The following is a 25156-nucleotide window of genomic DNA, read 5'->3' as shown; positions in this document are numbered from 1 at the left end:
ATATCATGCCTATTTTATATTCAAAAGTGTCTTCCTATTCGAGAAATTCTCAAAACATGCACAATAGCTGTCTTTATGATGCTTCAATCATCTCCAAAAATGATATACTCCAAATAGGAGGTTGTACTGATGACTATAACTGAAACGACTGCTTCCGGTTTAACCGAAGCGATAAATGAAGAGGTCATTTATCAGAATCCCCTGCTCTTCCTGAAAATATGGGAGATCACCGCCGACGCTCCTTTGACTAGCAGCATGGAGAGGCATCCGTGGCATGTTCACAAGGAAGTCGAATTTCTTGCTATTCTAAAAGGCCGTCTCGGCGTACAAAGCAAAAATGATTATCGCATCATCGGACCTGGCGATGTAATCGTGCTTGGCGCCTCCCAGCCTCACCGAACGCATAAGCCGTTTGCGGAAGCTCTGCATTATATCGTGTTTCAAGTCGATTTGGGAAAACATTTTGACCAAAGCACGATGCCCTACCTTTACTGCTTCTCGGAGCTGACTGAGCCGCTTGACAAGCTCAACTATATATTCGATCTCAGCGAGGCAGCCAAACGCGAAGCGCATTCATTCATACTCGACATATTCGCTGAATCCCAAACAAGGCTGAAAGGCTATGAGATATCCATCAGCTCTACGATAAAGAGAATGCTGCTCCTATTGTTAAGAAACGATACACGCAACGTGCTGAACTATACCGTCGAAGCCGAAATTAATCGCTTGCGCCCGGTTCTTGATTATATTAACAACTGCTTGAATGACAAGCTCTGCGTTGAGGAAGCCTGTGCGATGCTTAATTTGAGCTACCACTATTTCATCAAATATTTCAAAAAAACAATGGGCGTTTCCTTCGTTGAGTACGTCAATTATAAGCGTATCAAGCGTTCTGAGCTGTTATTGCTGACTAGCGATCTTAGCATTATCGAAGTAAGCCTTGAAGTGGGCATATCCAATATGGCTCAATTTTATAAGCTGTTCAAACGACATAATCAGTGCTCGCCGCGAGAATTCAAGCTGCGCATGCGAAGCGAATCCAAAGTCGCGATGGAAAGGATACAACCCTTTCTCTGACCGTTTTTTTAAATCTTACGATTCGGGACGAACTGCAATTAGCTTCGATTTGCTTCACGCTTTATGATCCGGATCCCGTTTGTCTCCAGCACAACGTTTCGGGTTAAGGTTTCGCTAGACTCTAGGTCGACGTAGAGCCTATCGTCCAATCGCACCGTTTTCTGTTGTCCGGTAAAGTTCATGAGGAATACATAATCAAACATGCCGTCAGTTCGCAACTGCGCGGTTACGCCTGGAGGAAGCTTCGTGTTCAGAGCCTTCTCCAGTCCGATATCTTCCGCTATTTTACAGTAGAAAACCGCTAAAAAATCCTCCTTCATTCGTGTTGCCATATAATAGGCTCGCCCCTTGCCCAGCCGATTGACGGTTATCGCGGGCTTCCCCGCGTAGAACTCCTCCCTATATACGCCGATGATCTCGGCGCCTTCGGCATGGATGACCTCACAAATCTCATGTGATTCAAAGGTTCCTGCAAGCCCTAATGCATGAGACTCGAACAGGGACACGCTATTCGTATCCTGATCATATAAGCCTTCTATTTCCTCTGCCCATATGCCAAGCGTCTTTCTTAACGGGCCAGGAAATCCCCCTAGATGGCAAAGATCATATTCGTTTACGATTCCTGACCAATACGTCATAACGAGAGTTCCGCCATTCTCCACGAATTTCTCTAGCTTGCATCCGGTCTCCTCAGTACACAAGTAGAGCATTGGCGCTACGATTAACCGATATGGCGTGAAATCTTCTTCTGCTCCAATGACATCTACCGGAATGCCCTGCTGCCAGAATGCCCGATGATGCATAAGCACAGTTTCCTCATAATGAATGCCCGTATTGCGCGGGCCCGATGCATCGTTAATCGCCCAGCGGTTATCCCAATCAAACAGTATCGCCGTCTCGGAAGGCGTGGCCGTGCCTGTGACCTGTGAAATATCCGCTAACGTATGGCTTAGCTCCGTTACGTCCTTGAATACGCGAGTATGCTCATGTCCGGCATGATCCACCACAGCGCCATGGAATTTCTCGCTAGCCCCACGGCTCTTGCGCCATTGGAAGTATTGCACGGAGTCCGATCCGTGTGCGACCGCCTGCAGGGAAGAAAGCTTATGCATGCCTGGCCGCTTCAGCTTGCTGACTGCCTGCCAGTTCGTCGCGCTAGGAACGCTTTCCATCAAGAGAAACGGCTTTCGCTTTAATGATCGGTACAAATCATGGTGAAAAGCAAACGTTGATCCAAGCTCGCTATCGTCTTTTTGTTCATGCCACATCGGATAGGCATCCCAGGAGACGACATCTATAATGGCTGCAAGCTTTCGATAGTCTAGGCTATCGATCATATGCATGTTTGTCGTGACGGGCAAGGTGGAGTTCATCGCTTTTACCGCTTCAATTTCATGCCTGCAGAAATCGATGGTCCGATCCGTGACAAACCTGCGCCAATCGAGATTATGCCCATGCATCGCGTATTCGCCGTGCGGTGCCGGTGACTCAATCTGCTCCCACGCCGTAAACGTGCGCGACCAGAACGAAGTCCACCAAGCCAAATTCAGCGATTCCAGCGTTCCGTATTTCATTTGCAGCCATTGCCGGAATTGTTCCTGGCAGAGCTCGCAGTGGCACTCGCCATGGTACTCATTGGAAATATGCCAGCCAATAACCGCTTCGTGGCTCCCGTATCGTTCGGCCAGCTTGCCGTTTATGATGGCTGTCTTCTCCCGATATACCGGGGAAGAGTAGCAATGGTTATGCCTCATGCCATGCAGGTTGCGGACACGGTTCGTCTCTGTACGCAGCACTTCTGGATATTTCATAGACATCCACGCCGGCCGTGCTCCGCTCGGTGTCGCTAGCCACGCATACAGTCCGTTATTTGCAAACGCATCCAATACTCGGTCCAGCCATTCAAATGAAAAGCGTCCTTCCTCCGGTTCAAGCGCCGTCCATGCAAATATGCCGATAGCCATCACATTGCATCCCGAGAGCTTCATTAGCCGAATATCCTCCTCCAATATGCCCGGCGCATGCAGCCACTGGTCTGGATTGTAATCGGCGCCGTGCATGAAGTTTGGTATCTTCTCGCTTACAGGCAGGAACTTTTTAATCATCCGTTTTCTCTCCTTTTGCAATCGTCATTTTCTCTCATTAGCTTTATCATAGTTCACGCATCCTTTATACTGATAGGATAGAACGCTCCAATAATCGTACGATCCTAACATGGAGTTGAACGCCAATGATGCCTTTTTTGCTCGCAGAGTTTGCGAACCGAGAGAAATTTCTACCGCTCTACGTCTGCTGCGTTGGCAGCCATGAACAAAAGCAGCTGACCCGCCCGGTCGGGCATTCAGCGCATCAGCTGTTTCTGTCCAGAGGCGGCACAGGCGTTTTTCGTATCGAAGGATATTCGGATCTCGTCATGACGCCTGGCACGGTTCTTATTCTGCCTGCCAACATTCCGCATGCCTACTTCCCTCAATTAGCCGGCGAGGCGATGTGGGACCTGGGCTTTATCGCTTTTCAGGGACAAGCTGCCGCTCCTTTGCTGGAGCAGATGAACGCGTTCGTTTTAAAAGTGCTGGACGCGCCTAATTTCCAAGCTTTATGGAATCAGCTCTCTTCCCTTTGGCATCTCATTAGCTTAAATGGCGAGCATGCCTATTGGGAAACCTCAAAGCTGCTTTACGATACTACGCTCACTTTACTAGAGGGCCAAATCAAGTTCACGAAGGATTACGCCAGCCCCTTGCCCATTTCCCAGCCAAACAGGGCACTCAATTCGGCTATTAAACTCATTCATGACCATTACAATGAGCGTTTGTCACTCTCGAACGTAGCCAGGGCGGTCGGATATTCCGTCCAGCATTTCCACCGTTTATTCGTCGCAAGCATCGGAATTACGCCGCAGCAATATATTTTGCAGCTGCGCATGCGCAGCTCCATTCAGCTTTTCCATGATCATCCGGGCATTACGATCGAGAGGGTGGCAGAGCGGGTAGGAATGGATACCAGCTATTTCATTCGCATGTTTAAACGGACATACGGTTCCACGCCTAAGCAGTATGTGAAGGAGAACGACAGCCAGCTTCTTTAATAGAAGAATTTACTTCTCATTTCTGGAATGGATCATACAATGTAGTCTACAGCGGGCGTGTGCTAAGGTATAATGAATGAGCAATACATAGCCATATTTGTCAGGCACGCTCACATGGATGGATCAATCGTAGTCAGTGGAGGAATGGAATAATGGGATTTTTAGACGGATTGATGGGAAACGCATCAGAATTAAAAATGGAGGAAGTCCACAGGGAGTTCAATCACTTGCTAGGAAGCACGGAAAATTTCGAGAAGGCGTACAAGCTGATCAGAGATTTGTTTATTTTCACGAATAAGCGGCTTATTCTCGTTGACAAGCAAGGACTCACAGGAAAAAAAGTCGAAATCCATTCTTATCCGTATAAGAGTATCACGCATTTCAGCATCGAAACAGCAGGAACATTCGATATGGATGCTGAGCTGAAAATCTGGATTTCGGGAGCATCGACGCCCGTCGAGAAAAAATTCAATAAAAGCCTAAACATATACGAGCTGCAGAGCGTTCTCGCCGATTACGTGATGAGATAAGGAATAAGGCGACTCTTCTCGTTTTTATAAGTTAGCTAGGCATAAACGAAAAAGAAATGCTGCCGGCTTTGACTGCCGATAGCATTTCTTTTGTTTGTTCTGCCTCTCCTTCCACAGAAGCATTCCTTATGTCCGGCGCATATAGGCACGAACCGTAATCGGTGCAAAGATTGCCACAATGACGGCTGCGCCGATCAGGGAGATGCCCAGATCCCAACCTACATGGCCCGTATTAGCAAGATCGCGTACCGCCGTAACAAGATGCGAGACCGGATTAATGTTAACAAACCACTGAAGCCAATTGGGCATCGTGTCTACAGGCACGAACGCATTGGAAAGAAACGTTAGTGGAAACAGCACAAGCATGGATATCCCTTGCACACTTGAAGCCGTACGTGCAATGACGCCAAAAAATGCGAATATCCAGCTAATTGCCCATGCGCAGACAATGACGAGAATGCCTGCAAGTGCGACATGCTCCAGACCGCCTTCCGGCCGATAACCCATAATATAGCCCATCGTAAAGGTAAGAACCGTCGCAATGGTATACCGAACGGTGTCTGCAAGCAATGCCCCCGCGAGCGGGGCAATTCGTGCAATAGGCAATGACTTGAATCGGTCAAACACGCCTTTATCCATATCCTCGCGCAGCTGGACACCTGTGACGATCGAAGTGGTTATGACCGTCTGCACGAGGATGCCAGGAATGATAACAGGCAAATAGCTGCCGATATCGCCCGATATCGCTCCGCCAAAAATGTAAGTGAACATTAAGGTGAAAATAATGGGCTGGAGCGTAACGTCAAACAATTGCTCTGGCGTACGCCGGATTTTGAGCAGGCCGCGGTAAGCCATCGTCAGCGAGTTTCGAATCGTCTGCCCGAAGCTTGTATAGTTTTTCAGCTCACGCTCCGCACCTGGTTTAATGGAAGTAACGGAAGTCGTTCTCATACGCTCGCCACCTTTGCTTTTTGTGATTCACTAGGCGAGGAGCTCTCGTCCTCCTGCACACCATGGCCTGTGATGGTTAGAAATACTTCGTCCAAAGTCGGCTTCTGCACGCTGATCTCGGCCAAATGCACCCCTTTTTCGCGCAGAGCGTTCAATACGTCAGTAACCACGTCCACGTTTGTAATGGGTGCAGTCATTTTTTCAGCTTCTTGCTGCGATACCAATAGCTGAATACCGAGCACCTTCTCAATGGTGTTACGAGCGACAACTGCATCGTCTGGATTCTGAACGCGCAATTGCAGTGAAGAGCTGCCTACCGATGCTTTCAATTCATCAACGGTCCCCTCTGCAGCAACCTTGCCGCGATCGATAACCGCAATCCGATCGGCAAGCTGATCCGCCTCTTCCAGATATTGCGTTGTAAGCAGCACAGTCGAACCCGTCTTCACGAGCCGACGAATCGTATCCCACATCTGCGCACGGGTTCGAGGGTCCAAGCCGGTAGTTGGCTCATCCAGAAAAAGCAGCGGCGGCTGTGCAATCAGGCTTGCTGCCAGATCCAGCCTGCGGCGCATACCGCCAGAGAAGTTTTTGAGCGGCCGTTTCGCTGCTTCCGTTAAGCCAAACTCTTCAAGCAGCTCCCCTGCTTTTTTCCGAGCTTCAGCACGTCCAAGACCGAGCAGCCGCGAGAAAATAATCAGGTTCTCGGTAGCGCTGAGAGACTCGTCAACTGAAGCATATTGCCCCGTCACGCCGATTAATTGACGAACAATCTGCGACTCCTTTACAACATCATGACCGAAGATTGTTGCCGAACCCGCGTCGGGCCGAAGCAATGTTGCCAGCATTCTAATGGTCGTCGTCTTGCCTGCTCCGTTCGGGCCAAGCACGCCATATATCATTCCGGCCCGCACGTTCAGATCCACATGATCCACCGCTCGGAAGCTTCCGAACGTTTTAACAAGCCCGCTCGCTTGGACCGCCCAATCGCCATTGTTAGGCTCTAGTTTTTTCTTGAATCCATAATCCATTGCCATTCCTCCAATATGAGATGATGTAGTCATCCTAACTCACCTATTTAAACGGAATATAAACGAATCATTTATGAGCAAAAAAAAACCACATGCAGCCTAAAACCGCATGTGGTATTCGCTTACCGCCCCTCCTCTTTCACATCGTGAAGATAGGCCATTGCTTCCGCTCGACTTGCAACATTCAGTTTTTTATAGATTGCGCTTAAATAATTTTTCACCGTACCTGTTGTTAAAAATAATTCGGAAGCAATTGCTTGATTGGATCGCCCTTGTTTCAATTGGCTTACAATATTCCGCTCCTGTGAGGACAAACCATTCAACCGATCATCCTGCAGCGGATTAAAATTGGATTCCGTTGTTTCTTTCGTTGATTGTTGTTCCGTTTGTTCTGAGGAGCGGAGCGCTTGCACAAGCCTAGTTTGAATACGGCTGGGATAATTGATTCTCCCCTCTAAGCAGTCCTGAACGATGGAGAAAAGCTTTTTCGTCTCGACTCCTTTAACTAAAAATCCGCTGGCGCCGTGACGTATCGCCTCCCATATGTATTCTTCATCCTCGAAGGTGGTTAGAATCAACACCTTAATCTCGGGAAATTCCGCTTTGATCTGCTTCGTTGCTTCCAATCCATCAACCTTAGGCATATGAATGTCCATCAAGACAAGCTCAGGACGAAGCAAACGCACTTGAGCGATCGCAGCCAATCCATCGCCGGTTGTAGCTACTACATCATATTCATCCTCCATGCTGAGCATAGCTGCCAATCCGTCGCGAATTAAAGGCTGATCGTCTGCGATCAGAATGGTTCTTTTAGAAATGTTGATCACTCCGTTCCATCGATTTCGTTGGGAAAGGGATGCTTATATCTAACGTGACACCACTCTCTGATGACTTGTTCATAATCAATAGCTCTCCGCCAATTTCCTTCACCCTCTCACTCATGGCCTTCAAGCCAAAGCCGTGAGTGAAATGGGAAGGAAACCTGCCATTATCAGATAATCTAAACTGGATATGCCCATCACGATAATTCAGCAGGAAGTAAAAAGCAGTGCTGGAGCCATGCCGAATGCCATTGGTCAGCCCCTCTTGTAAAGCACGGTATATGGTTAACTCGGTCATTGGCAGCAAATCCGGCAGATGTGTGTCTATGTCGTAAATAATATCTACTTGTGTCTGCAGCTTCGTTTCATCGATAAGCTTAATAAGCTCAGGTATGAACGGCTGATCCAGCCAATGTTCATGAAGCAAGTGCACGGAGCTGCGCACATCATCCAACCCGCTGCGAATATAACCTTTCGTTCGGTCGATCATATCTTTTGCTATGTCATAGTTGTTTTTCTCTATCGCATAGGTTGCTGTTTGCAAGCCCGTTAAAGCTGCCGTTAATGTATGACCAACCGAATCGTGAATTTCGCGCGAGATTCTAGTCCGTTCTTGTAATTTAACTTTTTTTTCCAACTCAATGGATGCAATTCGCAGCTGTTCATTGTCTTTAACCAACTGATTTTTTTGCTGAACAGCCATTTTGGCAAGCAGACTTATGCCAAATATCGCAAAGTATTCGACGATACGCGGCAGCAGATAAAATATCTCTTGAAAAGGGGGAAATTGGCGATACACCAACAGGCCTAATACACAACTAACATAACTTGCCATAGTAAAGAGCAAAGAATGGCTTCTGCGGTGATGAAAGCTAAATTCTCCAACGAGAACTAAGATATAGATTTGCGCAAAAAAACTTTCCGACCCTATTGAGATCAAAGAAGCTATCGCCAGCTGAAAAATTAAACATAGCATCCCAGCCTTACTTTGCAGATTGACTTTCATGATGTAGTTCCGAACGAAAACCGCTAATACATACGTGCCTAATAGTAATAACAACCCAACAAAGTAGTGATTAGTATGGAACAACAAGCAGACCGTTGCACCGATTACGATGATAAACAAGATGTGAGTCATTCTATGATTTAATTGAACATCCATATTTAAGTCCCCGCAGAACATGATCGTTTTACCAAATATTTTATCATAAACATGACTTTAGTCATATGAATAAGCAAATTTCAGCGAGAATCATCGGATCACATGTCTTTTTAGTGAACTTTTTCATCTAGAATAAGTCTTTATCATTATTTATAATGATAAAAGAGGAATAGAAAGAGACCTTGGAACCATTTGAATAAAAGTTTTCTCATCCGTAATGAGGCAAAAGAATGAGATATTTATTGTTTAGACAATCATTAAGATTGGTACTCACTTATCTTTAGCAGATGAGAATAAAACTTCAAGGGAGACCTAACGACATGCTATGGATACTCTGGAACGTATTAGGCTGCTTCCTGCTCCTCTCAAGTATTTTTTTCTCCATCCGTTTGATGCTCGAAAGCAAGCATAATAGATGAAACTCACTTATGAAGACAGGAAACCATCACTTGAAGAATTGATCATACAAAAATGCGTTGCCGCAAACGAGGCTTTGGAGCATTCCGTAGCACAAAAGCTAAACTGTTCAATGCAAGAGTTTTCACTGATTTATCGCCTGACGCAACGGGAATCAGAGATACTCGCCTTATCTGTAATCCATGGTTTTTCTAATCGCGAAATTTCCGAGAAATGCGTCATCAGCGAAAAAACAGTCAAAAATCATCTTGCCAATCTAATGAATAAGATTGGTGCGCATTCCATGCGAAAACTGTTCTCGATGCTGCTGCATCATGCATTATCCGCAAAGAAAAACCATCCAGACGACTAACCGTTTCGCGCATATCATCCGAGTTCCTAAGCTCCAGCCAACTAACAGCCATGGACCCAAATAGAAAATAGCGGCACAGGAATAGACACCTGTACCGCTATTCGTTTCGCTTTACCCTATTTCTATTCAAAACGATTTCTATTCAAAACAAGTTATCATTCCCGCGAGGTTATTGCTGCTGGTCCCTATTCTCCCATGCAGCAAGGCCAAGTGCGAGCGAGCCGCATAAGCCGGCATTGTCGCCTAGTCCAGGCAATACGATGTAATCGTCCATTCCGGACAACAGCTGCGCTGCGCTGACGTAGCCATTAAGATTTTTGCTTACCTCGCTACGAATCATAGGCAGCAGTTGCTCTTGATGCATAACACCACCGCCTAAAATGACCCGTTTGGGCGAAAGCATCAGAATCGCGCTCGTCACAGCTTGACCTAGATAATAGGCCTCCATCGCCCACGCAGGATGATTAGCTTCTAGCTCGCTGCCTTTCACGCCCCAGCGTTTCTCAATCGCAGGACCTGCAGCCATCCCCTCCAAGCAATCGCCATGATATGGGCAGTTCCCCTCATAGCGGTCATCTGGATGACGTCGCGGCAATATATGTCCGCCTTCTGGATGAACTAAGCCGTGAACCAGCCTTCCTTCGGAATAGACACCAACTCCAATTCCTGTCCCGATCGTGAAATACACACAGCTATCCAGTCCCTGAGCAGCTCCCCAGACTGCCTCTCCGTAAGCAGCGGCATTTACATCCGTGTCCCACCCAAATGGTACATGAAATTCACGCTTAAGCGTATCCAGAAAGGGATACCCTGACCAACCTGGCTTCGGAGTCGTCGTAACACTGCCGAACGTCGCACTTTTACGGTCGATATCAATCGGTCCAAAGGTGCCAATGCCTATCGCTTCCGGTTTTTTTACTTTAAAATAGGAAATAACCTGCTCCATCACCTGTTCAGGCTTCTCCGTCGGAAAGCTGATCCGGTCCTCGATCTCACCGCTTTCATTCCCAATCCCGCATACAAATTTCGTGCCGCCTGCTTCAATTGCTCCAATTCGCATGAGTACGCATGCTCCTCTATTCGTATTTATGTCAGAACGTAATCGTTTTTCTGATTATAGAAGCTTCGTTCATTTCTCGTCAACCTTTTATGCACCTTCATTTCGCTGTACCTATCATCAATTAGTATCCTTATGCGAAAGGAGTATGCTTCCTTCTATCGAAGTGTATATGGAGATGGAGTCCACCCATCCAGAAAGGATTTATATCTATGACAATAACGATTAGAAATGTAGTCGATGCCATCCGTTCCTCCGTCCACTCTATTGCGAATACGGTCGATGGATTGGAGTTCGGCTCTCCGGATATGAAAGTACGCGGAATTGCGACGACGTTTATGGCAACTCAGCAGGTCATTGAGCAAGCTTTGTCCTTGGACGTGAACTTGCTTATTTCCCATGAAACCTCCTATTACAGCCATCGAACGATTGACGGGCTATTGATCGGTGATCCGGTATATGCGAACAAAACAAAGCGCGTTCAGTACTCGGGTCTTGTTATCTATCGACACCATGACTATTGCCACAGCGCACAGCCTGATCCGATTATGATCGGCCTGCTGCAGGATTTGAAGCTGGAAGCGTGCGTAGAGGAAATGCTGCCTACAGCAGCTATTCTCCGTATGCCCGGCGAAATGCGTGCCGATGAGGTTGCGGAATACGTCAAATCAAAGCTAGCTATCCCCTATGTGCGTTTAGCCGGCGACCCGCATATGATTTGCAGGCGTATCGGCATCCTTGTAGGCTACAGGGGCGGAATAGCTAACGCTATCCCGCTCTACCGCGACAAGGGAGTTGACCTGATCATCGCTGGTGAAGGGCCTGAGTGGGAAACACCCGAATACGTGAGGGATTCTGTCAATCATGGCATTCCAAAAGCATTAGTAAGCATAGGGCATGCAGAGAGCGAAGAGCCCGGCATGCGTTATCTGGCCGAACAACTAAGGAGAGCATATCCGAGTCTGCCTGTTCACTTTATAGCGTCTAATCCGGTATTTCAGGTGCTGTAAGGCACGGTGATCTGCTGTAGCCTTGGATCGCAGCTGATGTAATCATCCTAGCGAATGGAAGACGAACAAAGCCCGCCGACAGATCGGCGAGCTTTGTATTTGTATCCATTTGCTTTTACGCATACGCCTGAACTGACTCTACTTTCTCATTGCTCACGGTGTCTATGACGGCTTGGAAAAGATTCGGAGGGTACTCCGCAATACGATGACACAGATACAAGTACCATTCATGGCCATACGTCAGATAAATGCGTATCGGATACCCCGCCGCTTTCAGCTTGCTGCTCAAGTCTGGGCGTATGCCGTACAGCATTTCAAACTCTACATTCGAATTGGACAACCATTCCTGATCGAGAAGCTCTTCGATGATGAACGCATCATGCGTCGCGATAGACACATAATGCCCGTGTCGAATAACGCTTTCTACAAGCTCAACAAATCGTTGATTAAGCTCGGAAGAACGAGGAATCATGCAGTCATCTGGCTCTTGATAAGCGCCTTTGACAATCCGGATGCGACCAGGCGTGCCGTGCAAAGCGGCCAAATCCTGAGGTGTTCTTATCAACTGCGCCTGTAAGGTTATGCCGATATTCGGATAAGTTAAGACAGCCCGTTTATAAATAGAAAGAATCCTATCCGTCTTAGAGGACTCCTCCATGCTAATAAATAGCTCGACGCCAGTCTTCTGTGCTTGATGAGCTAGATTCATGAGATGTGAATAGGCAAGTTCGGTATCCAGTAGAAGACCGATATGCGATAGATCGAATGATACTCGTGCCGAGACTTCATTCTGGCCAACTTCATGAATTAATGCCAGCAACTCCCTAGCCGCAGCCTCGCATGCAGTGGCATCGGCCGTATTCTCACCAATATATTCAATAGATGTCGCATAGCCTTTGGCGATAAGCTTCGCTGCTGCGTCAAGTCCATCTTGACGTGCCTCACCTGTCACATACCTGGCAGCCGCAAGCTGCAGCACATGCTTCAGCTGCGGTGTACTCTCCACATAAGACTTTAGATCTGCACGGCGAGCGATTGTTTTAAGTGCAGCTGTAAATGATTTGTCCAATTCTGATCCCAGATGCATGGTTCTCTTCCTCTCCTTCTTTCAAGTAAACCTAGTTTACAAGTTAGATCGGAATCGGTATAGTAAAATATTGCTCTCTTTCAAATCGAAAACGCATATTTTTGCGGGGTTGTCCCCACTATTTTAAAGAAAGCCTTCGCAAAGTGACTTTGGTCATAAAAGCCTACCTCAGCCGCTACATCGGCAATAGGTCTTTGCTTCGCCAGCTCTGCCTTTGCATGATTGATTCTTAGTAGAATTTGATAAGCATGTGGAGGAAGATGGCTCCATTTCTTAAATAACCGTACGAGATGAAACTTGCTTATTCCTGTTTCGATCTCCAGGCCTTCCAACGTGACCTGCTCGGCAAAATGCGCATGCAGGTACTCTCTGATGCTTTTAACATACTTTTGATCCTGTTTGCATGGTGATTCATGCTCAAGATCGGAGGCATTCTGGCTGACAAGCGCTTGTACGAGATCAATTAAAGCCGATTCAATCTCAAGGGGAGTGCCTTTTCTAGCTATCGCATCCATCGTGCGGTTTAAATGCAACCGACAAGCTTTATTTTTACCATCTTCCAGCAAGTAAGGGATGTAAAGCTGATCAATCTCTCGCTGCTTGAGGCCTTGAAACCATTCAGGCTTGATATACAGCATCTTGTATTCCCAATCTGAATCTTCTTGAGGCTGACAAGCATGGATCATGGTGGGTGGAAAACTGATCAGTCTCCCCTCATCAACCTGAAGCAGCTTTCCATCGCACCAAGCGTTCGTTGTTCCTTTATCAATTAATCCAATTGAATATTCCTCATGAAAATGCTTATGATAAGCAAGATCGCTTCTCATGCATTGCTTAGCTTCCAATAAAGGCAACAATGGATCGCGGTGAAAGGCCACTGCTGACATCATGATGCCCTCCTATTTATTCGGATTTGTCGTCTTAGCTGATGTTGACCGCAGCAAAACAAATTGTTTGGCGAGATAAAGCGGTGTATAGGGCATATCATTGCGAAGCCAAGCGATAATCGTTCCAATCAATGCCGAAGATCCGTACCAAATAGCAATATCCTTCTGTATATTTAACGAAGAACGAACGGAATCGGCCTCCTTTTTTTCTATTCGATCGGTAACTAATCCTGCAAGCAGCTTTAACAAACGGTCAGAAAAGATCGTCGTCCGATGCGTGGCAAGAATGACCTTGTAGAATTTCGCATGTTTGGAAAGATGCTCTAGCAGATTCACCAGCAATGGCCAAGACTCTTCCTCATTCGAGTTCGGATTCAAATGAAGCGGCGTTTCATTCAGAACCTTTTGAATGTCCTCGACCATCTCATCAGCCATCTTCTCCAGCATATCTGGAATATCCCGATAGTGCAGATAAAAAGTAACACGATTGATGGTGGCGCGTTCTGCCAGGCGATTGACCGAAATTTTCTCGATATCTATTTCCTGCAGCAGCTCAATAAAAGCGTCCCTCAGCAATTGTCGCGTTCGCACGATACGGGGATCGGTTCGCGGTGTTGCATGATCCATATCTTTCTCCTTTCTAATTAAAATCTATCTAATTTATATTTTGTTCATTATATAACGCAGTGTAAATTAAGTACACACAGAGAGAAGATTGAAAAGGATGGAAAGTTTAGCATTTCGGCTGAAACTGCCCAATGGTTGACTACCGGGTAGTTTAGCTTGCTAACTTCCAAATACGCTTTAAAACTAAACAAGACTACTCACCTACAGAGCATAGGAGAGTAGTTTTGTTTTCGTCCAAAGATTATTCGCAGCTTCATGTATAAACTTTTCTATTACTCCGTTTGTGTGACCATCAAATTGAGCATGAAGCTCTCGTTCTCCTTATCACTCTCGTCTTTTACGATTTGCACCGTCACATTTAACAAATCCGTTTTTCCATTCATGAATATGGAATGGATAGAGCCGTTTTCCTCATCCTGGAGTTCCGTTCGCTCTGGCTGAATCCCTTTTACCTTGAGTGCCTCTTCATAGAAAGCGGCTAGATCAACGATTGGTTCAGAGCTGGACAATGCAACGATATAATGTTTGCCGTCTTCTCCATCGGTAGTCATAGAGCTTTCAATCTTGGCACCGGGAAAAGCGGATAACGGGAATCCCTCTGGAAGCTTTTCCGATTCTCCGCCAAGCGTGATGTCCCCATCTTTTGATTGAATAGTAACATCATTGCCTTCTTGATTGACCTTCACGCCAGTCGATTGTTCGATTAGTTTTTCGGCTGCGCGTTCAGAAGCATTTTCCGTGATTCCACAGCCGGACATGAAGGCTAGCGTAAGGATGATAAAGATAGATGGTTTAATGAAATTTTTGAGTTTTAACATTTTTCTATTCACTCCTTTTTTTAATATATTAATCTACCTCGACGAACAGAGTCGACGGACTATAAGTATCATTCATCTCCCTTTACGTTTTTAAGTTTTCGTATCACACAACGAAAAAAGCTGGTTGCGGACAATTTCCCGCAACCAGCTCTTAATCCTTACTAAAGCTTGCATGATCTAATGTTTGACTACCCCTTCACCGAGCCCGCAGCAATGCCTTCAACTATACGGTTGCTAAGGAACAGGAACATAATTAAAATGGGTAAAATGCTTATCATGAGTGTTGCACCAATTGCGCCCCAGTCCGTCGTATATTGCCCAATAAAATTTTGCACGCCTACTGTCAAGGTCTTGTATGCATCTGAGCTGATAAACGTGTTGACGAATATAAATTCATTCCAATTATAAATCATGTTAATAATGGCTGTGGTAGCTATTACCGAACTGGTCATGGGAAACACGATCTGCACGAACATGCGGTTGACTGAACAACCATCTATAATCGCTGCCTCCTCCACCTCTTTGGGCAGTGCATAATAAAACCCAAGCAAGATCATAATGGTAATCGGCATATTAAATGCAATGTAAGATAAAATCAGCGACAACGGGTGATCGGTTAAGCCTACCTTGCTGAAAAGGCTAAAGAGCGGTATAAGCGTAGAATGAACGGGAATCATCATCGCTACCATAAATAAACCAAGCACGAATGAGCTGCCCTTCCATTTCATCCTCGTCACGGCAAAGGTGACCAAGCTTCCCAAAATAACGGTTAACAGCGTAGCCGTTATCGTAATCCACACGCTGTTAAGAAAATAAACATCAATATTTCCTGCACTCCATACCTTTGCATAATTTTCCCAGCGAGGATTCATCGGCAGCGACAACGGAGGAAGATTGAATACCTCTTGATTGTTTTTGAGAGAAAAAAACAGCAGCCATACGAGCGGAAAGAGCTGCAGCGCAGCAACCGCAGCCAATACGGCATATAACAAGGCATAGCCCAGCTTTGAAATCATTCCCGACTTTGATTCGGCTATCCCATTAGGGTTCCTTATGTTTCCAGAAATCATGAAGCGTTCCTCCTTACGAATATTGGATCGTATCCTTCGTGGCAGTTAGTTTGCGAATGACCCAAGTAACAGCAAGACAGATGACAAGAAGGAAGAAGCCAATTGCGCTTCCGTAGCCAAAATCGTATGCCCGGAACGCTTCGTGATACATATAGGATGCCATCACTTCACTCGAGCCGCTCGGACCGCCGTCTGTCATAACAAAAATAAGATCGAAATATTTCAACGAGCCGACAACGGCTAACACGATCGTTACTTTGACTACTTCCATAGCAAGAGGGAGCTTGATCTTCCAAGCGATTTGCAGCGCGTTCGCCCCGTCAATCTTAGCAGCTTCCTCGAGCGATGCCGGGATGTTCTTGAGTGCCGCATAATAGATTAAAATATAAAAACCCGCATATTGCCAAAGAATCGGTATAAACAGAGCAAATAATACGATCGAGGACTCGGCGAGCCATGCGGGAGGGTTTGCAATTCCAATCGACTCCAACAGGGTGTTCAACACGCCATTCGTTGGATGATAAATTTTGAGCCATAACTGTGCAATGGCGACAGATGACAACAGCATTGGAATGAGATAAATTTTACGGAACAGTTGAGCTCCTTTGATTCTAGCGGCCAATACCATTGCAACAACGAGATAAAGCATTAGACTTAGTCCCGAGAATAAAGCCAATAACAGCGAATGCCATGCACTGTTCCAGAATGTTGCATCCTTAAATAAGGCCATATAATTATCAAGTCCGACGAATGTCATGGCGCCAATGCCATTCCACTCATTCAATCCGTAGTATGCGGTCAGCACGATCGGAATATATACGATGGCTAGAATAAGAAGCAGAGACGGCAGCACGTATAATGCAATTATTTTTTTATTCGATAGCACTTTGTCCAATTGGGCCGGCTCCTTTCCTTTATATTTGATTAATGAGAAGACATATTCGGCATCAAACTTCGAATATGTCTCCTTCTTCATAAGCTCAGCTTTTATTTTCCTGATGCAATTGCTGTGTCATGTTCTTCCGAAAATTTCTCCGGTGTTGTCGCTTTTCCGAATAACGCCTGTATCATATTAAGATGAGTTTCGGCAGCATTCGCTTGCATCTGGACGTCCGCGAATAAAGTGATGCTGCTTGCTTGATTCATTTCATTAAATAGATCAATGTACAGCTGCGGCAGATCCATGTTGGAAGCATCAACCTTTGTTGCCGGAATAACGCCTGCACCCGTAACGGATTGCTCCCCCCATTTGGTAACGAAATATTCAACGAATGCCTTCGATTCTGCTTTCACCTTGGAATTCTCGCCTACAAACAATCCAACGCCAGGACCACCTACCCAGCTGTTAATATCACCTTTTCCGCCCTCTACTGTCGGGAATTTAAAGAAGCCTACACTGTCGCGGAAGTCCTGCGGAATATCTTCGTTAGTCGTAAAGTTTGGCAGCTCCCACGTGCCCATCATGTACATGGCGGCTTTTCCGTTTAGAAATTCCGACTTCGCCTCTTCATTAGACAATCCGTTAAATCCTTTCACGAATGCTTGGCTGTCGACAAGCGATTGCACTTCGGCTGCTGCTTTCAGCAGCCCTTCTTCTTTAAATGAACCTGCTCCGCTTATTGCGCTCGATAATGCTGGTTGTCCGGCCATCCGGTCAGCCAAGTACATATACCACAGGGAGCCGGTCCAACGATCCTTGTTGCCAAGCGCTATTGGGGCAACGCCGTTGTCAGACAATGTTTTTACAACAGCTTTTAATTGCTCGTACGTCTGCGGAATTTCCAGCTTGTATTTCTCAAATATCGATTTGTTGTAATAAATAGGCGCAATGTTGAATTCAAGTGGAAGCGCATACGTTTTTCCGTCAATCGCATAAGCCTCCGTAGTGCCTGCTACGAACTTGTCCTTAAGCTCACCGCTTAATAAATCATCAACCGGTGTGAACAGCTGCCCCTCCACATACGGCTGCAAAAAACCTGCTGCCCATGTAACGCCAACATCCGGCAATTTGTTAGATGCGGAAAGCACTTTCAGTTTGTTCTTGTATTGTTCGTTGTCCAAAACCTCTTGCTTGATCGCCACATTCGGGTGCTCATCCTGGTATTCCGTAATGATTTGATTGACGATTTTGTTTTGCCCAGCGGAGACGCCTTCCGGCCATAAATGCATAAAGTTTATTGTCACTTTATCTCCGTTTTCGGCAGGTTCACCGTTTGTTCCGCCAGTTCCTTCATTGCTGTTCGCCCCGCAGCCAGAAACAACCAATACAAGACAAACCGATAATAGCAGCATGGCCCTTTTTTTGTTGAACACGTTTACATCCCCTTTAATTCTAGTAGTAAGCGAATTGAAACCGCTTTACATAAATTGTAGCAAGTTCTCGCAATCGTCGTAAGGACACAGGCATTGGGACTAATACCACTATTATTGGATCGTCTCTTCCGGGTTTAGATTGCTTTGGCGATATTGTCCAGGGCTTACCGCTTCAATTGAACGAAAAACCTTCACGAAATATTTGGCCGTTTGGTATCCAACCTGCTCTGCAATCTCGGCAATGGAATACCGTGTATTTACCAGAAGCTCCTTCGCCCGCTGTACTCTTCTCCTGCTCAAGTATTCGCTGAAGGTTAGCCCCGTTTGCTCTTTAAACAGGACGCTGAAATAACTGGCATTCATGTGCAACTGATCGGCCACGGCACGCAGCGACACCTGCTCACTCAAATGCGCATCTACAAAACGAAGCGCTTCTTGCACCTGCACGCCATACGTTTTGTCTTCTTGCAACGTTTCCAGCAGCTTGGGATCGAAGAGCTTCTCCATCCTTTCGATCCGATTCAGCTCTTCCTCGCGTTTCATTGCCAGTTCTACCGCTTGCACCAGCTTGAGCTTGTCCAAGGGCTTTAACAAATAAGAGATGACGCCTAGTTGAAGCGCCTTTTGAGCATAATCGAATTCGGGATGCCCCGAAATGACGATAACGACTGGCGGATGTGCCATTGCGTTTAATTTCTCAACCAATTCGAGCCCGCCAACCTCTGGCATTCTAATGTCGGTTACAAGCAGGTTGGCGTCATTATGCTGCAACCAACTTAACGCTTCGACTCCGCTGGAGGCTGTTTCTATCCGGTAGCGTCCGCATGACCACGATTCTAACGTTTTACGAATACCCTGCCTAGTTCTTGGTTCATCATCAACGATCAATATCGTCTTCATTGCCACTTTCCCCTCCCCCTCTATTCGGTATTTCAAACATAACGGTCGTTCCCCGTCCTAATTCGCTTTGAATATCCAAGCCGTTGTTTTCGGATGGATAATACAGCCTCAGCCTGCGTTCTACGTTCGATATCCCAACACCGGTTCCCTTGGATCCGCTTATATGGCCTTCTTTCATCGATGCCAGCAGGCCAAAGACTGTATCCGTATCCATGCCCCTGCCATCATCGGTTATAACCATCCGAATATACCCATTTCGGCTCGAGGGCTCTGCACGCAGAATAACTGTTCCAATGCCAACTCGCTGCTCGATGCCGTGTAGAATGGCATTTTCGACGATCGGCTGAATGAGCAGCTTGGGAAGAGGCACCTTGCGGCATTCCTCATCGGCTTCTATGCGCCACACGAGCCTGTCCACCATCCGCATCTCCATAATTTTCAAATACCTTTCCGCATGGTCAAGCTCATCCCCGAGCGTAACCCATTCATCATCGTCTGTTCGATTGATCACGTAACGGAAAAGGCCCGACATCGCCACTACGATCTGCGCAAGCTCCTCCTCCCCTTTATCGTCCAGCTCCCAATAGAACGCTTCCAGCGTGTTGAACAAAAAATGCGGATTGATTTGAGATTGCAGCGCTTTCAACTCCGTGCGACTCTGAATGATTTCTTTCTGGTAAACGACCTCGATTAATTCATTTAAAGAATCAACCATCTGATTATAGGTATTGTTCAGCTCATTGATTTCCATCGTTGAGGAAGAGTTCGGATTTGCCTTTAACAAGCCGAATCTAGCGCCGCGCATGGCTTTAATTAAAGTGAGAATCGGACGTGTGATCATCGTTGACAAAATAAAGGTCAACACGAGAAACAGCAAGCCGCCAACGGCAGCCGAAACCATGATTGCTGTTCGAAGCACGGAAATGCCTGCAGTCGTATAGTTTACGGGAGTCAATATGACCAGCTTCCAGCCCGTCACCTCAGACTCCTGTTGGACAGCTATATAAGATTCACCTTCCACAGCAATGATTTCACCGCCTTTGTCCAGCATCATGCCCGCGTCGCCATCAGCTGGGAAATCCGAATAAATTTCTTGCCCCATTCCGTCAAAAAGGCCCATGGATTCACCGGTTTTGTTTTCGTTATCCGTCAACGCGCTAGCCAGCTCGAAATAGCTTTTTTCAATATAGACCATTAGATAGCCTGCATGGATAAAAGAGCGGTCAACCAGTCGAACATGGCGCATGGCCACGACAACATCCGGATTCTGTGGATCGAAACCTAGCCAGAGTAAGCGGCCCTTTCCGCTATCAACGCGGTTAATCCACGCCATCGGCACCCGGTTGTCCAGACTGATATCATCAAGCGGAAACAACCGCCTATAATCCGTCGTATACATTTCCATTGAACGAATGCCCGTCGCGTATGCTTCATATTTGCGCGCGTCCTGCTGAAGCGATTGTCTCTCTTCAAAGCTAATCCGCTTACCATCGGCCTCCTGTGCCAATAATTGCTGGATGGATGCGTTCGTGGCCACTTGCGCCGTGAGCGTATCGATTTGCCCTAGCAGCACATCCAGCTTGCCCATGGCTTGAACAGCGGTTTGCTGAATATGCTTTTCCGCGTTGTTGCGAAGGAGTACAGAAACTTGTTCATACGTAAAGGCACCGACGGACGCTAGTACAATGATCATAACGAGCATAAAGCCAATAAATATCTGATTGCGCAGCGTATTCAGCTGTCCAAGCTTTTTCACGATCTACATTCCCTTCTTTCAATGCTATATCGGAACTACTATACACAAATTACGAGAAAAAAAGAAAGCTTCGATTTAAAGCTTTTACTTTCATTTTTTAATGTTGACAGCATAATACCCACTTTCTGGTACGAATCGTATAGAGTACTGGAGCACCTATTCCAATGCTTAAACTAAGAAACGAGCCAACCTCGAAGGTCGGCTCGTTTCTTAGTTACTGTCAACATCGTGCATATTCCGCAATTCGGAAGAGCTTTTTCGTGTATTCGTGCTATCTTGCCGACAAAATCTCCTTCACATACCCCGATAAGGCTTTAGCTGCATATTGGTGAGCTAAGATGCCTGGATGGTTTCTTGCGCCTACGGTTTCATCCGTGGTAATCGGAAGCTGGAATACAGACACCTTTCGATCTCCCGTGTTCTTCACAAATGCATCCACGGCGCGGCTGATGGCGGGCATCATCGGAATGCCTAGCATTCCATACGCCCATACGATATGCGCATCCTTGTTATATTTTCTAATTTTAACGAGGAAATTCTCGGCTGCCCTTTCAAAAGCTTGAAGATCCATTTCATTGTAGCTGCCATCTTCATTTAGCCGCTGTTTATGGGTTTCTCCAGTGGTCTCATCACGCCATTCCGGCGATCGGAATGCTCCGCCATCATTGGTTCCCAGATTAATGATCACGACATCCGGCTGCCAAGCAGCAAAGTTATTTTCTTCAAACGCGCCAAGCGCCTTATTTTTATCTCCGGTAAGAACACCGCAAACCTGCTCATAATAATCAGGAATATTCGCACGCGGATTGTTATCCCAGCTCGTTAGCACGCCCCAACCGCTTTGGGAAATAATTCGATATTCCGCGTTCAACGCTTCTGCGGTTATCGTGCTGTAATTATGAATGGCGCTGAACCACATCGGAATCCAGTCTTCTTCTGCTTTTGCCCCGACAGCGCCTTCACCAGAGGTGATGCTGTCTCCGATGAACTCAAGTTTATACGGCTTGTCCTTAACGGGTAAAAATTCGCCGTCGCTCTTCACGGCATGAACTTGCAGCGAACAGCTCGAATCTGCGTTCATCGCCTGCAGGTCTTTTATGATACGCACATTTTTTAAAACGCTTTCATTCATCCCTCTAAATAAGCACACCCAGTATCTTCCGGCAGTTAACATTTGCCTGCTAACGGGAACCTCGTTAATTATGATGCTCACCCATGGCTCGTAATGATCATAATCAACCTCAAATTCAATCCATAGCTCTGAACCTTTTACCTGGCATTCAATTGCACTCCCAGTCCAAAACAAAGTTAAGGGAGAAAGATTACTCGTCGTTCGGCCATGAACCTTTAAATGATCGATTTCTGATAATGAATACACTTTTAGTTTTGTATCATTCATTGATTACCCCTCCTCTATCATCTCGCTTGTTGAATGAATCCATTATACTTTCATTGGCGGGGTTAGTTCTACTTATAAGTTCATATCCATATTCCCCAAAATACAGGGAAGAGGTAAGGGGAAATCCCCTTACCTCTGTCCTCGTAAACGGCTGATGTTTATAGGTTTCATCATAGAGCCGCAGCCCATGCCTATATGCTTCATCATGGAGCCGCAGCCCATGCTTCTACGCTCGCCTATGATTACTCTTTGCCAAGAAAGCGCCAGAAATTCCGATTCAGCATATCGTCCAGGTCTCTTTGGATTTCTTCTTCCGTCACGATCCACCCGCTATGATGCAGCTTCTCGTATTTATCCGCCAGTACATTCCCAATGATTCTTCTGGAATGTTCCCATTTATAGATCAACTGCTCGAAGACGCGGCAATCAGAGTGCTGAGGAATCATTGAAGTGCCCAAAAGCTCTAAACGGAAACGCGTCATTTCTTCGACCATTGACTCGATGTGGAGAAACCACCAGCAGCCGAAAATCATCAAATTGCGGAATTTTCGGGCAAGTACCGTAAGTTCATGCTGGTTTTCTCTTGCCAGCATCGTGATGAGAAACTTCTGATTGGGATATTGGCGGCATAACGCTTCCACTGCCGAAACATCGGCATGCATGCTCATATCCCCAGCCAATCCAAGCGAGGGGTTCACTTTTCTTCGAACGCCGATCATGAGCGCAAACGGAATATTTTGCTCTTGGCATACCGGAATCATGACCTGATTTATCATTTGGTTTCGATGGTCATCCGCTGGATATTTGAAGTCGCCTGGCATGGAAACAGCAAGATAGAGAGCGTCCATACGAATGATCCATTCCGATAAAAACCGGCGTGTTTCTTCTTTTGTTCGCTCTGTCCACTCCGCCTGTACGTCATAACCTAGACTTTGAAGCTCGTTTACGGCTAGGGGCCAGTCATTTAGCAGTGCATCCACCCGAAGCGCAGCGTAAAAGCGGGGGTCCGTTTTGCCTTTGCCAGATTGCCAGACAGGGCGTTCAGCAGAATCAAACGGGTCGTTTGTCATGACGATTTTCTCAATTCCCGCGATCAGCATGACCGTATCTACTTGTTCGCGTACCGTGCGCTTCTCAAGTGCCTGACGATAATCATCCAAGTTTCGAGAAGATACGTCAAGTCCCAGTCGCTTGAGAATCGTAATGAAGCCGGATGCCGCTTCGCTCACCGGTGAATGATCTAGGAAAAGAAGCTTCCAGATCCAGTCCGCTTGCTCTCTTTTGGACATCGACCAGAAGCGGCTGTACTCTTCCTCCGACCACCGGAACGACTCTGAGATTAAATAATGATAGGTCAATAAATCATCAATGCCCCATAATAGCAAATCCCCGAATTCAGGCGCATATAAATGCGTATGCATGTCGGTAACGGGCGTGTTGAGAGCCAAGCGCTCAACCGTCTGCCTAAGATCAACCAAATTCAAATCCAGCTTTGTACTCAGATTAATTCCCCTTTTCTTAGCTATTCCGTTTATGTGAATATAAAGTAGATTGTTGTACATTCGATAGATAACAACGTTGGTAAAACGGAGCGGATTATTTTCTTTTTATGGCTTCATGACGCTTGCAATGCTAGTTTCCTGTTTTTAATCGTTGAGCTGTTTATAAACTTCGCGGTATACCGTTTCCAGAGGAACGCCGAACGATCTTGCGGCTTGAGCGGCATCCTCATATTCCGGCGATTGACGCATGATTGTTTCTCCCTCAAGAGCTTGCTTCACTCTCACTAGTCCGAAAGGCGTTTCCACCTGAACCCACTGACGCGCAAGCGCCCTGCGCTTCCATTCGCTCCTGCGTACGCCGAACGTCGATGTTTCTGCAAGCATCGTCTCCTCGCAAATTGCGCTGCTTGCAGGATGGCATAGTACGGTGACAAGGACGCCAGGACGGTTCTTCTTCATATAAACCGGCGTATGATACACATCCAGAGCACCGACTTCGAACAGCTTTTCCATTGCAAAGCCAAGCGTCTCACCGGTTGAATCATCTACCTGCGCTTCAAGTACGACTATTGTTTCATAACATGTTTTCTCTTGTTCCTGCTCGTATAACACCGCTCGGACAACGTTAGGATGCTCGAAGTTTTTTGTGCCTGCACCGTATCCGATTCGATCAATCGTTCCCGCGGGCAATGGACCAAAGGCTGAGGCAAGCGCTTTGACGATTCCTGCACCGGTCGGCGTAGTCAATTCCCCTTTAGCCGTGAACTCAGATAATGGAACACCGCGCAGCAGCTCTGCCGTAGCAGGAGCAGGAATCGGATATAAACCGTGAGCCATACGCAGCTTCCCCGTTCCTGTTGGCACAGGAGAAACGATAATAGTGGAGGCGTCAAGGCTCTCCAGTGCAAGGCAAACACCAATGACATCCAAAATCGAATCCATCGCGCCTACTTCGTGAAAATGGACATCGGCCGGATCCATGCCATGGATCTTTCCTTCCGCTTCAGCAATGAATTGAAAGATGGACAAGCTTCTCTTTTTCACGCGATCAGGCAAATCTGAGGACTGGATCATTTTCAAAATGTCCGATGCTTTTCGATGTACATGCGTGTGGTTATGATCATGGTTATGTTCGTGAGTATGATCATGCTTATGTTCGTGAGTATGATTATGGACGTGAGTATGGACCTGTATATGCTGTTGATCAACTTCGTGATCATGCCCATGGTTATGGCTATGGCTATGGTCGTGATCGTGTTTATCATCTTGGCCGTGAGTATGATCTTGCGTAGAGTGGTGTT

General features: G+C 46.5%; 23 protein-coding genes. 5 read left to right on the top strand and 18 right to left on the bottom strand.

The window, feature by feature from the left end; translation table 11 throughout:
• Positions 1–135 precede the first annotated feature (135 nt).
• Entirely contained in the window at positions 136–1077 is a 942-nt protein-coding gene (locus FHS16_RS23685) for a helix-turn-helix domain-containing protein (protein ID WP_376769700.1), read from the top strand.
• Between the two features lie 38 nt (positions 1078–1115).
• Here FHS16_RS23685 and FHS16_RS23680 read toward each other — a convergent pair whose 3' ends face one another.
• On the bottom strand, positions 1116–3182 hold the full coding sequence (locus tag FHS16_RS23680) for a beta-galactosidase (RefSeq protein WP_183568787.1): 2067 nt from the start codon (positions 3180–3182) through the stop codon (positions 1116–1118).
• 125 nt (positions 3183–3307) lie between these two features.
• Here FHS16_RS23680 and FHS16_RS23675 point away from each other — a divergent pair, with 125 nt between their 5' ends.
• A complete protein-coding gene (locus tag FHS16_RS23675) occupies positions 3308–4165 on the top strand; it encodes a helix-turn-helix transcriptional regulator (protein WP_183568784.1) in 858 nt (285 codons plus the stop codon).
• Positions 4166–4317: 152 nt separating this feature from the next.
• Entirely contained in the window at positions 4318–4695 is a 378-nt protein-coding gene (locus FHS16_RS23670) for a PH domain-containing protein (protein ID WP_183568781.1), read from the top strand.
• A 126-nt stretch (positions 4696–4821) separates the two neighbouring features.
• On the opposite strand, the gene FHS16_RS23665 is transcribed toward FHS16_RS23670, so the two are convergent.
• The 4 genes from FHS16_RS23665 to FHS16_RS23650 all read right to left on the bottom strand — a co-directional run bounded on the left by FHS16_RS23665 (position 4822) and on the right by FHS16_RS23650 (position 8660).
• Complete coding sequence (locus tag FHS16_RS23665; RefSeq protein ID WP_183568778.1) at positions 4822–5646, bottom strand: ABC transporter permease; 825 nt, start codon at positions 5644–5646, stop codon at positions 4822–4824.
• Entirely contained in the window at positions 5643–6677 is a 1035-nt protein-coding gene (locus FHS16_RS23660; RefSeq protein ID WP_183568775.1) for an ATP-binding cassette domain-containing protein, read from the bottom strand. The genes FHS16_RS23665 and FHS16_RS23660 overlap by 4 nt, the downstream gene beginning before the upstream one ends.
• 122 nt (positions 6678–6799) lie before the next feature.
• Complete coding sequence (locus FHS16_RS23655) at positions 6800–7504, bottom strand: response regulator transcription factor (RefSeq protein WP_183568772.1); 705 nt, start codon at positions 7502–7504, stop codon at positions 6800–6802.
• Positions 7488–8660: a sensor histidine kinase gene (locus FHS16_RS23650; protein WP_183568769.1), complete on the bottom strand. Its 1173-nt coding sequence runs from the start codon at positions 8658–8660 to the stop codon at positions 7488–7490. The genes FHS16_RS23655 and FHS16_RS23650 overlap by 17 nt, the downstream gene beginning before the upstream one ends.
• A 415-nt stretch (positions 8661–9075) precedes the next feature.
• On the opposite strand from FHS16_RS23650, the gene FHS16_RS23645 reads away from it, so the two are divergent.
• Entirely contained in the window at positions 9076–9429 is a 354-nt protein-coding gene (locus tag FHS16_RS23645; protein WP_183568766.1) for a LuxR C-terminal-related transcriptional regulator, read from the top strand.
• Positions 9430–9598: 169 nt separating this feature from the next.
• Here FHS16_RS23645 and FHS16_RS23640 read toward each other — a convergent pair whose 3' ends face one another.
• Positions 9599–10489, bottom strand: a complete 891-nt coding sequence (locus tag FHS16_RS23640) for an ROK family protein (RefSeq protein ID WP_183568763.1) — start codon at positions 10487–10489, stop codon at positions 9599–9601.
• 209 nt (positions 10490–10698) lie between these two features.
• Between FHS16_RS23640 and FHS16_RS23635 the strand changes: the two genes are divergently transcribed.
• Positions 10699–11496, top strand: coding sequence for a Nif3-like dinuclear metal center hexameric protein (locus FHS16_RS23635; protein ID WP_183568760.1), 798 nt, complete (start codon positions 10699–10701; stop codon positions 11494–11496).
• Positions 11497–11611: 115 nt separating this feature from the next.
• On the opposite strand, the gene FHS16_RS23630 is transcribed toward FHS16_RS23635, so the two are convergent.
• The 12 genes from FHS16_RS23630 to larC form a co-directional block, all read right to left on the bottom strand.
• Complete coding sequence (locus tag FHS16_RS23630; RefSeq protein WP_183568757.1) at positions 11612–12583, bottom strand: proline dehydrogenase family protein; 972 nt, start codon at positions 12581–12583, stop codon at positions 11612–11614.
• Positions 12584–12663: 80 nt separating this feature from the next.
• Entirely contained in the window at positions 12664–13473 is an 810-nt protein-coding gene (locus FHS16_RS23625) for an AraC family transcriptional regulator (RefSeq protein ID WP_246431921.1), read from the bottom strand.
• A gap of 9 nt (positions 13474–13482) precedes the next feature.
• Positions 13483–14097 (bottom strand): TetR/AcrR family transcriptional regulator, encoded by a 615-nt coding sequence (locus FHS16_RS23620; RefSeq protein ID WP_183568754.1) that lies wholly within the window; start codon positions 14095–14097, stop codon positions 13483–13485.
• 272 nt (positions 14098–14369) lie between these two features.
• Positions 14370–14915 carry a hypothetical protein gene (locus FHS16_RS23615; protein ID WP_183568751.1) on the bottom strand — a complete coding sequence of 182 codons (546 nt, stop codon included), beginning with the start codon at positions 14913–14915 and terminating at the stop codon, positions 14370–14372.
• Between the two features lie 188 nt (positions 14916–15103).
• Positions 15104–15931 (bottom strand): carbohydrate ABC transporter permease, encoded by an 828-nt coding sequence (locus FHS16_RS23610; protein WP_376769699.1) that lies wholly within the window; start codon positions 15929–15931, stop codon positions 15104–15106.
• 67 nt (positions 15932–15998) lie between these two features.
• The gene (locus tag FHS16_RS23605) at positions 15999–16880 is read right to left on the bottom strand and encodes a carbohydrate ABC transporter permease (protein WP_183568745.1); all 882 of its coding nucleotides are present in this window, start codon (positions 16878–16880) and stop codon (positions 15999–16001) included.
• 92 nt (positions 16881–16972) lie between these two features.
• The gene (locus FHS16_RS23600; protein WP_183568742.1) at positions 16973–18298 is read right to left on the bottom strand and encodes an extracellular solute-binding protein; all 1326 of its coding nucleotides are present in this window, start codon (positions 18296–18298) and stop codon (positions 16973–16975) included.
• A gap of 111 nt (positions 18299–18409) precedes the next feature.
• Entirely contained in the window at positions 18410–19198 is a 789-nt protein-coding gene (locus FHS16_RS23595; protein ID WP_183568738.1) for a response regulator transcription factor, read from the bottom strand.
• Positions 19176–20954: a sensor histidine kinase gene (locus FHS16_RS23590; protein WP_183568735.1), complete on the bottom strand. Its 1779-nt coding sequence runs from the start codon at positions 20952–20954 to the stop codon at positions 19176–19178. The genes FHS16_RS23595 and FHS16_RS23590 overlap by 23 nt, the downstream gene beginning before the upstream one ends.
• 271 nt (positions 20955–21225) lie before the next feature.
• Positions 21226–22353, bottom strand: coding sequence for an SGNH/GDSL hydrolase family protein (locus FHS16_RS23585; RefSeq protein ID WP_183568732.1), 1128 nt, complete (start codon positions 22351–22353; stop codon positions 21226–21228).
• Positions 22354–22595: 242 nt separating this feature from the next.
• Complete coding sequence (locus FHS16_RS23580) at positions 22596–23915, bottom strand: glucuronate isomerase (RefSeq protein ID WP_246431920.1); 1320 nt, start codon at positions 23913–23915, stop codon at positions 22596–22598.
• Between the two features lie 84 nt (positions 23916–23999).
• Positions 24000–25049 (bottom strand): nickel pincer cofactor biosynthesis protein LarC, encoded by a 1050-nt coding sequence (gene larC / locus FHS16_RS23575; RefSeq protein WP_312891059.1) that lies wholly within the window; start codon positions 25047–25049, stop codon positions 24000–24002.
• Positions 25050–25156 lie beyond the last annotated feature (107 nt).

The sequence above is a fragment of the Paenibacillus endophyticus genome (assembly GCF_014192395.1).
Lineage (GTDB): Bacteria > Bacillota > Bacilli > Paenibacillales > Paenibacillaceae > Pristimantibacillus > Pristimantibacillus endophyticus.
Note: the sequence above shows the minus strand (reverse complement) of the source record. Positions and strands in the feature narration are given on the sequence as shown.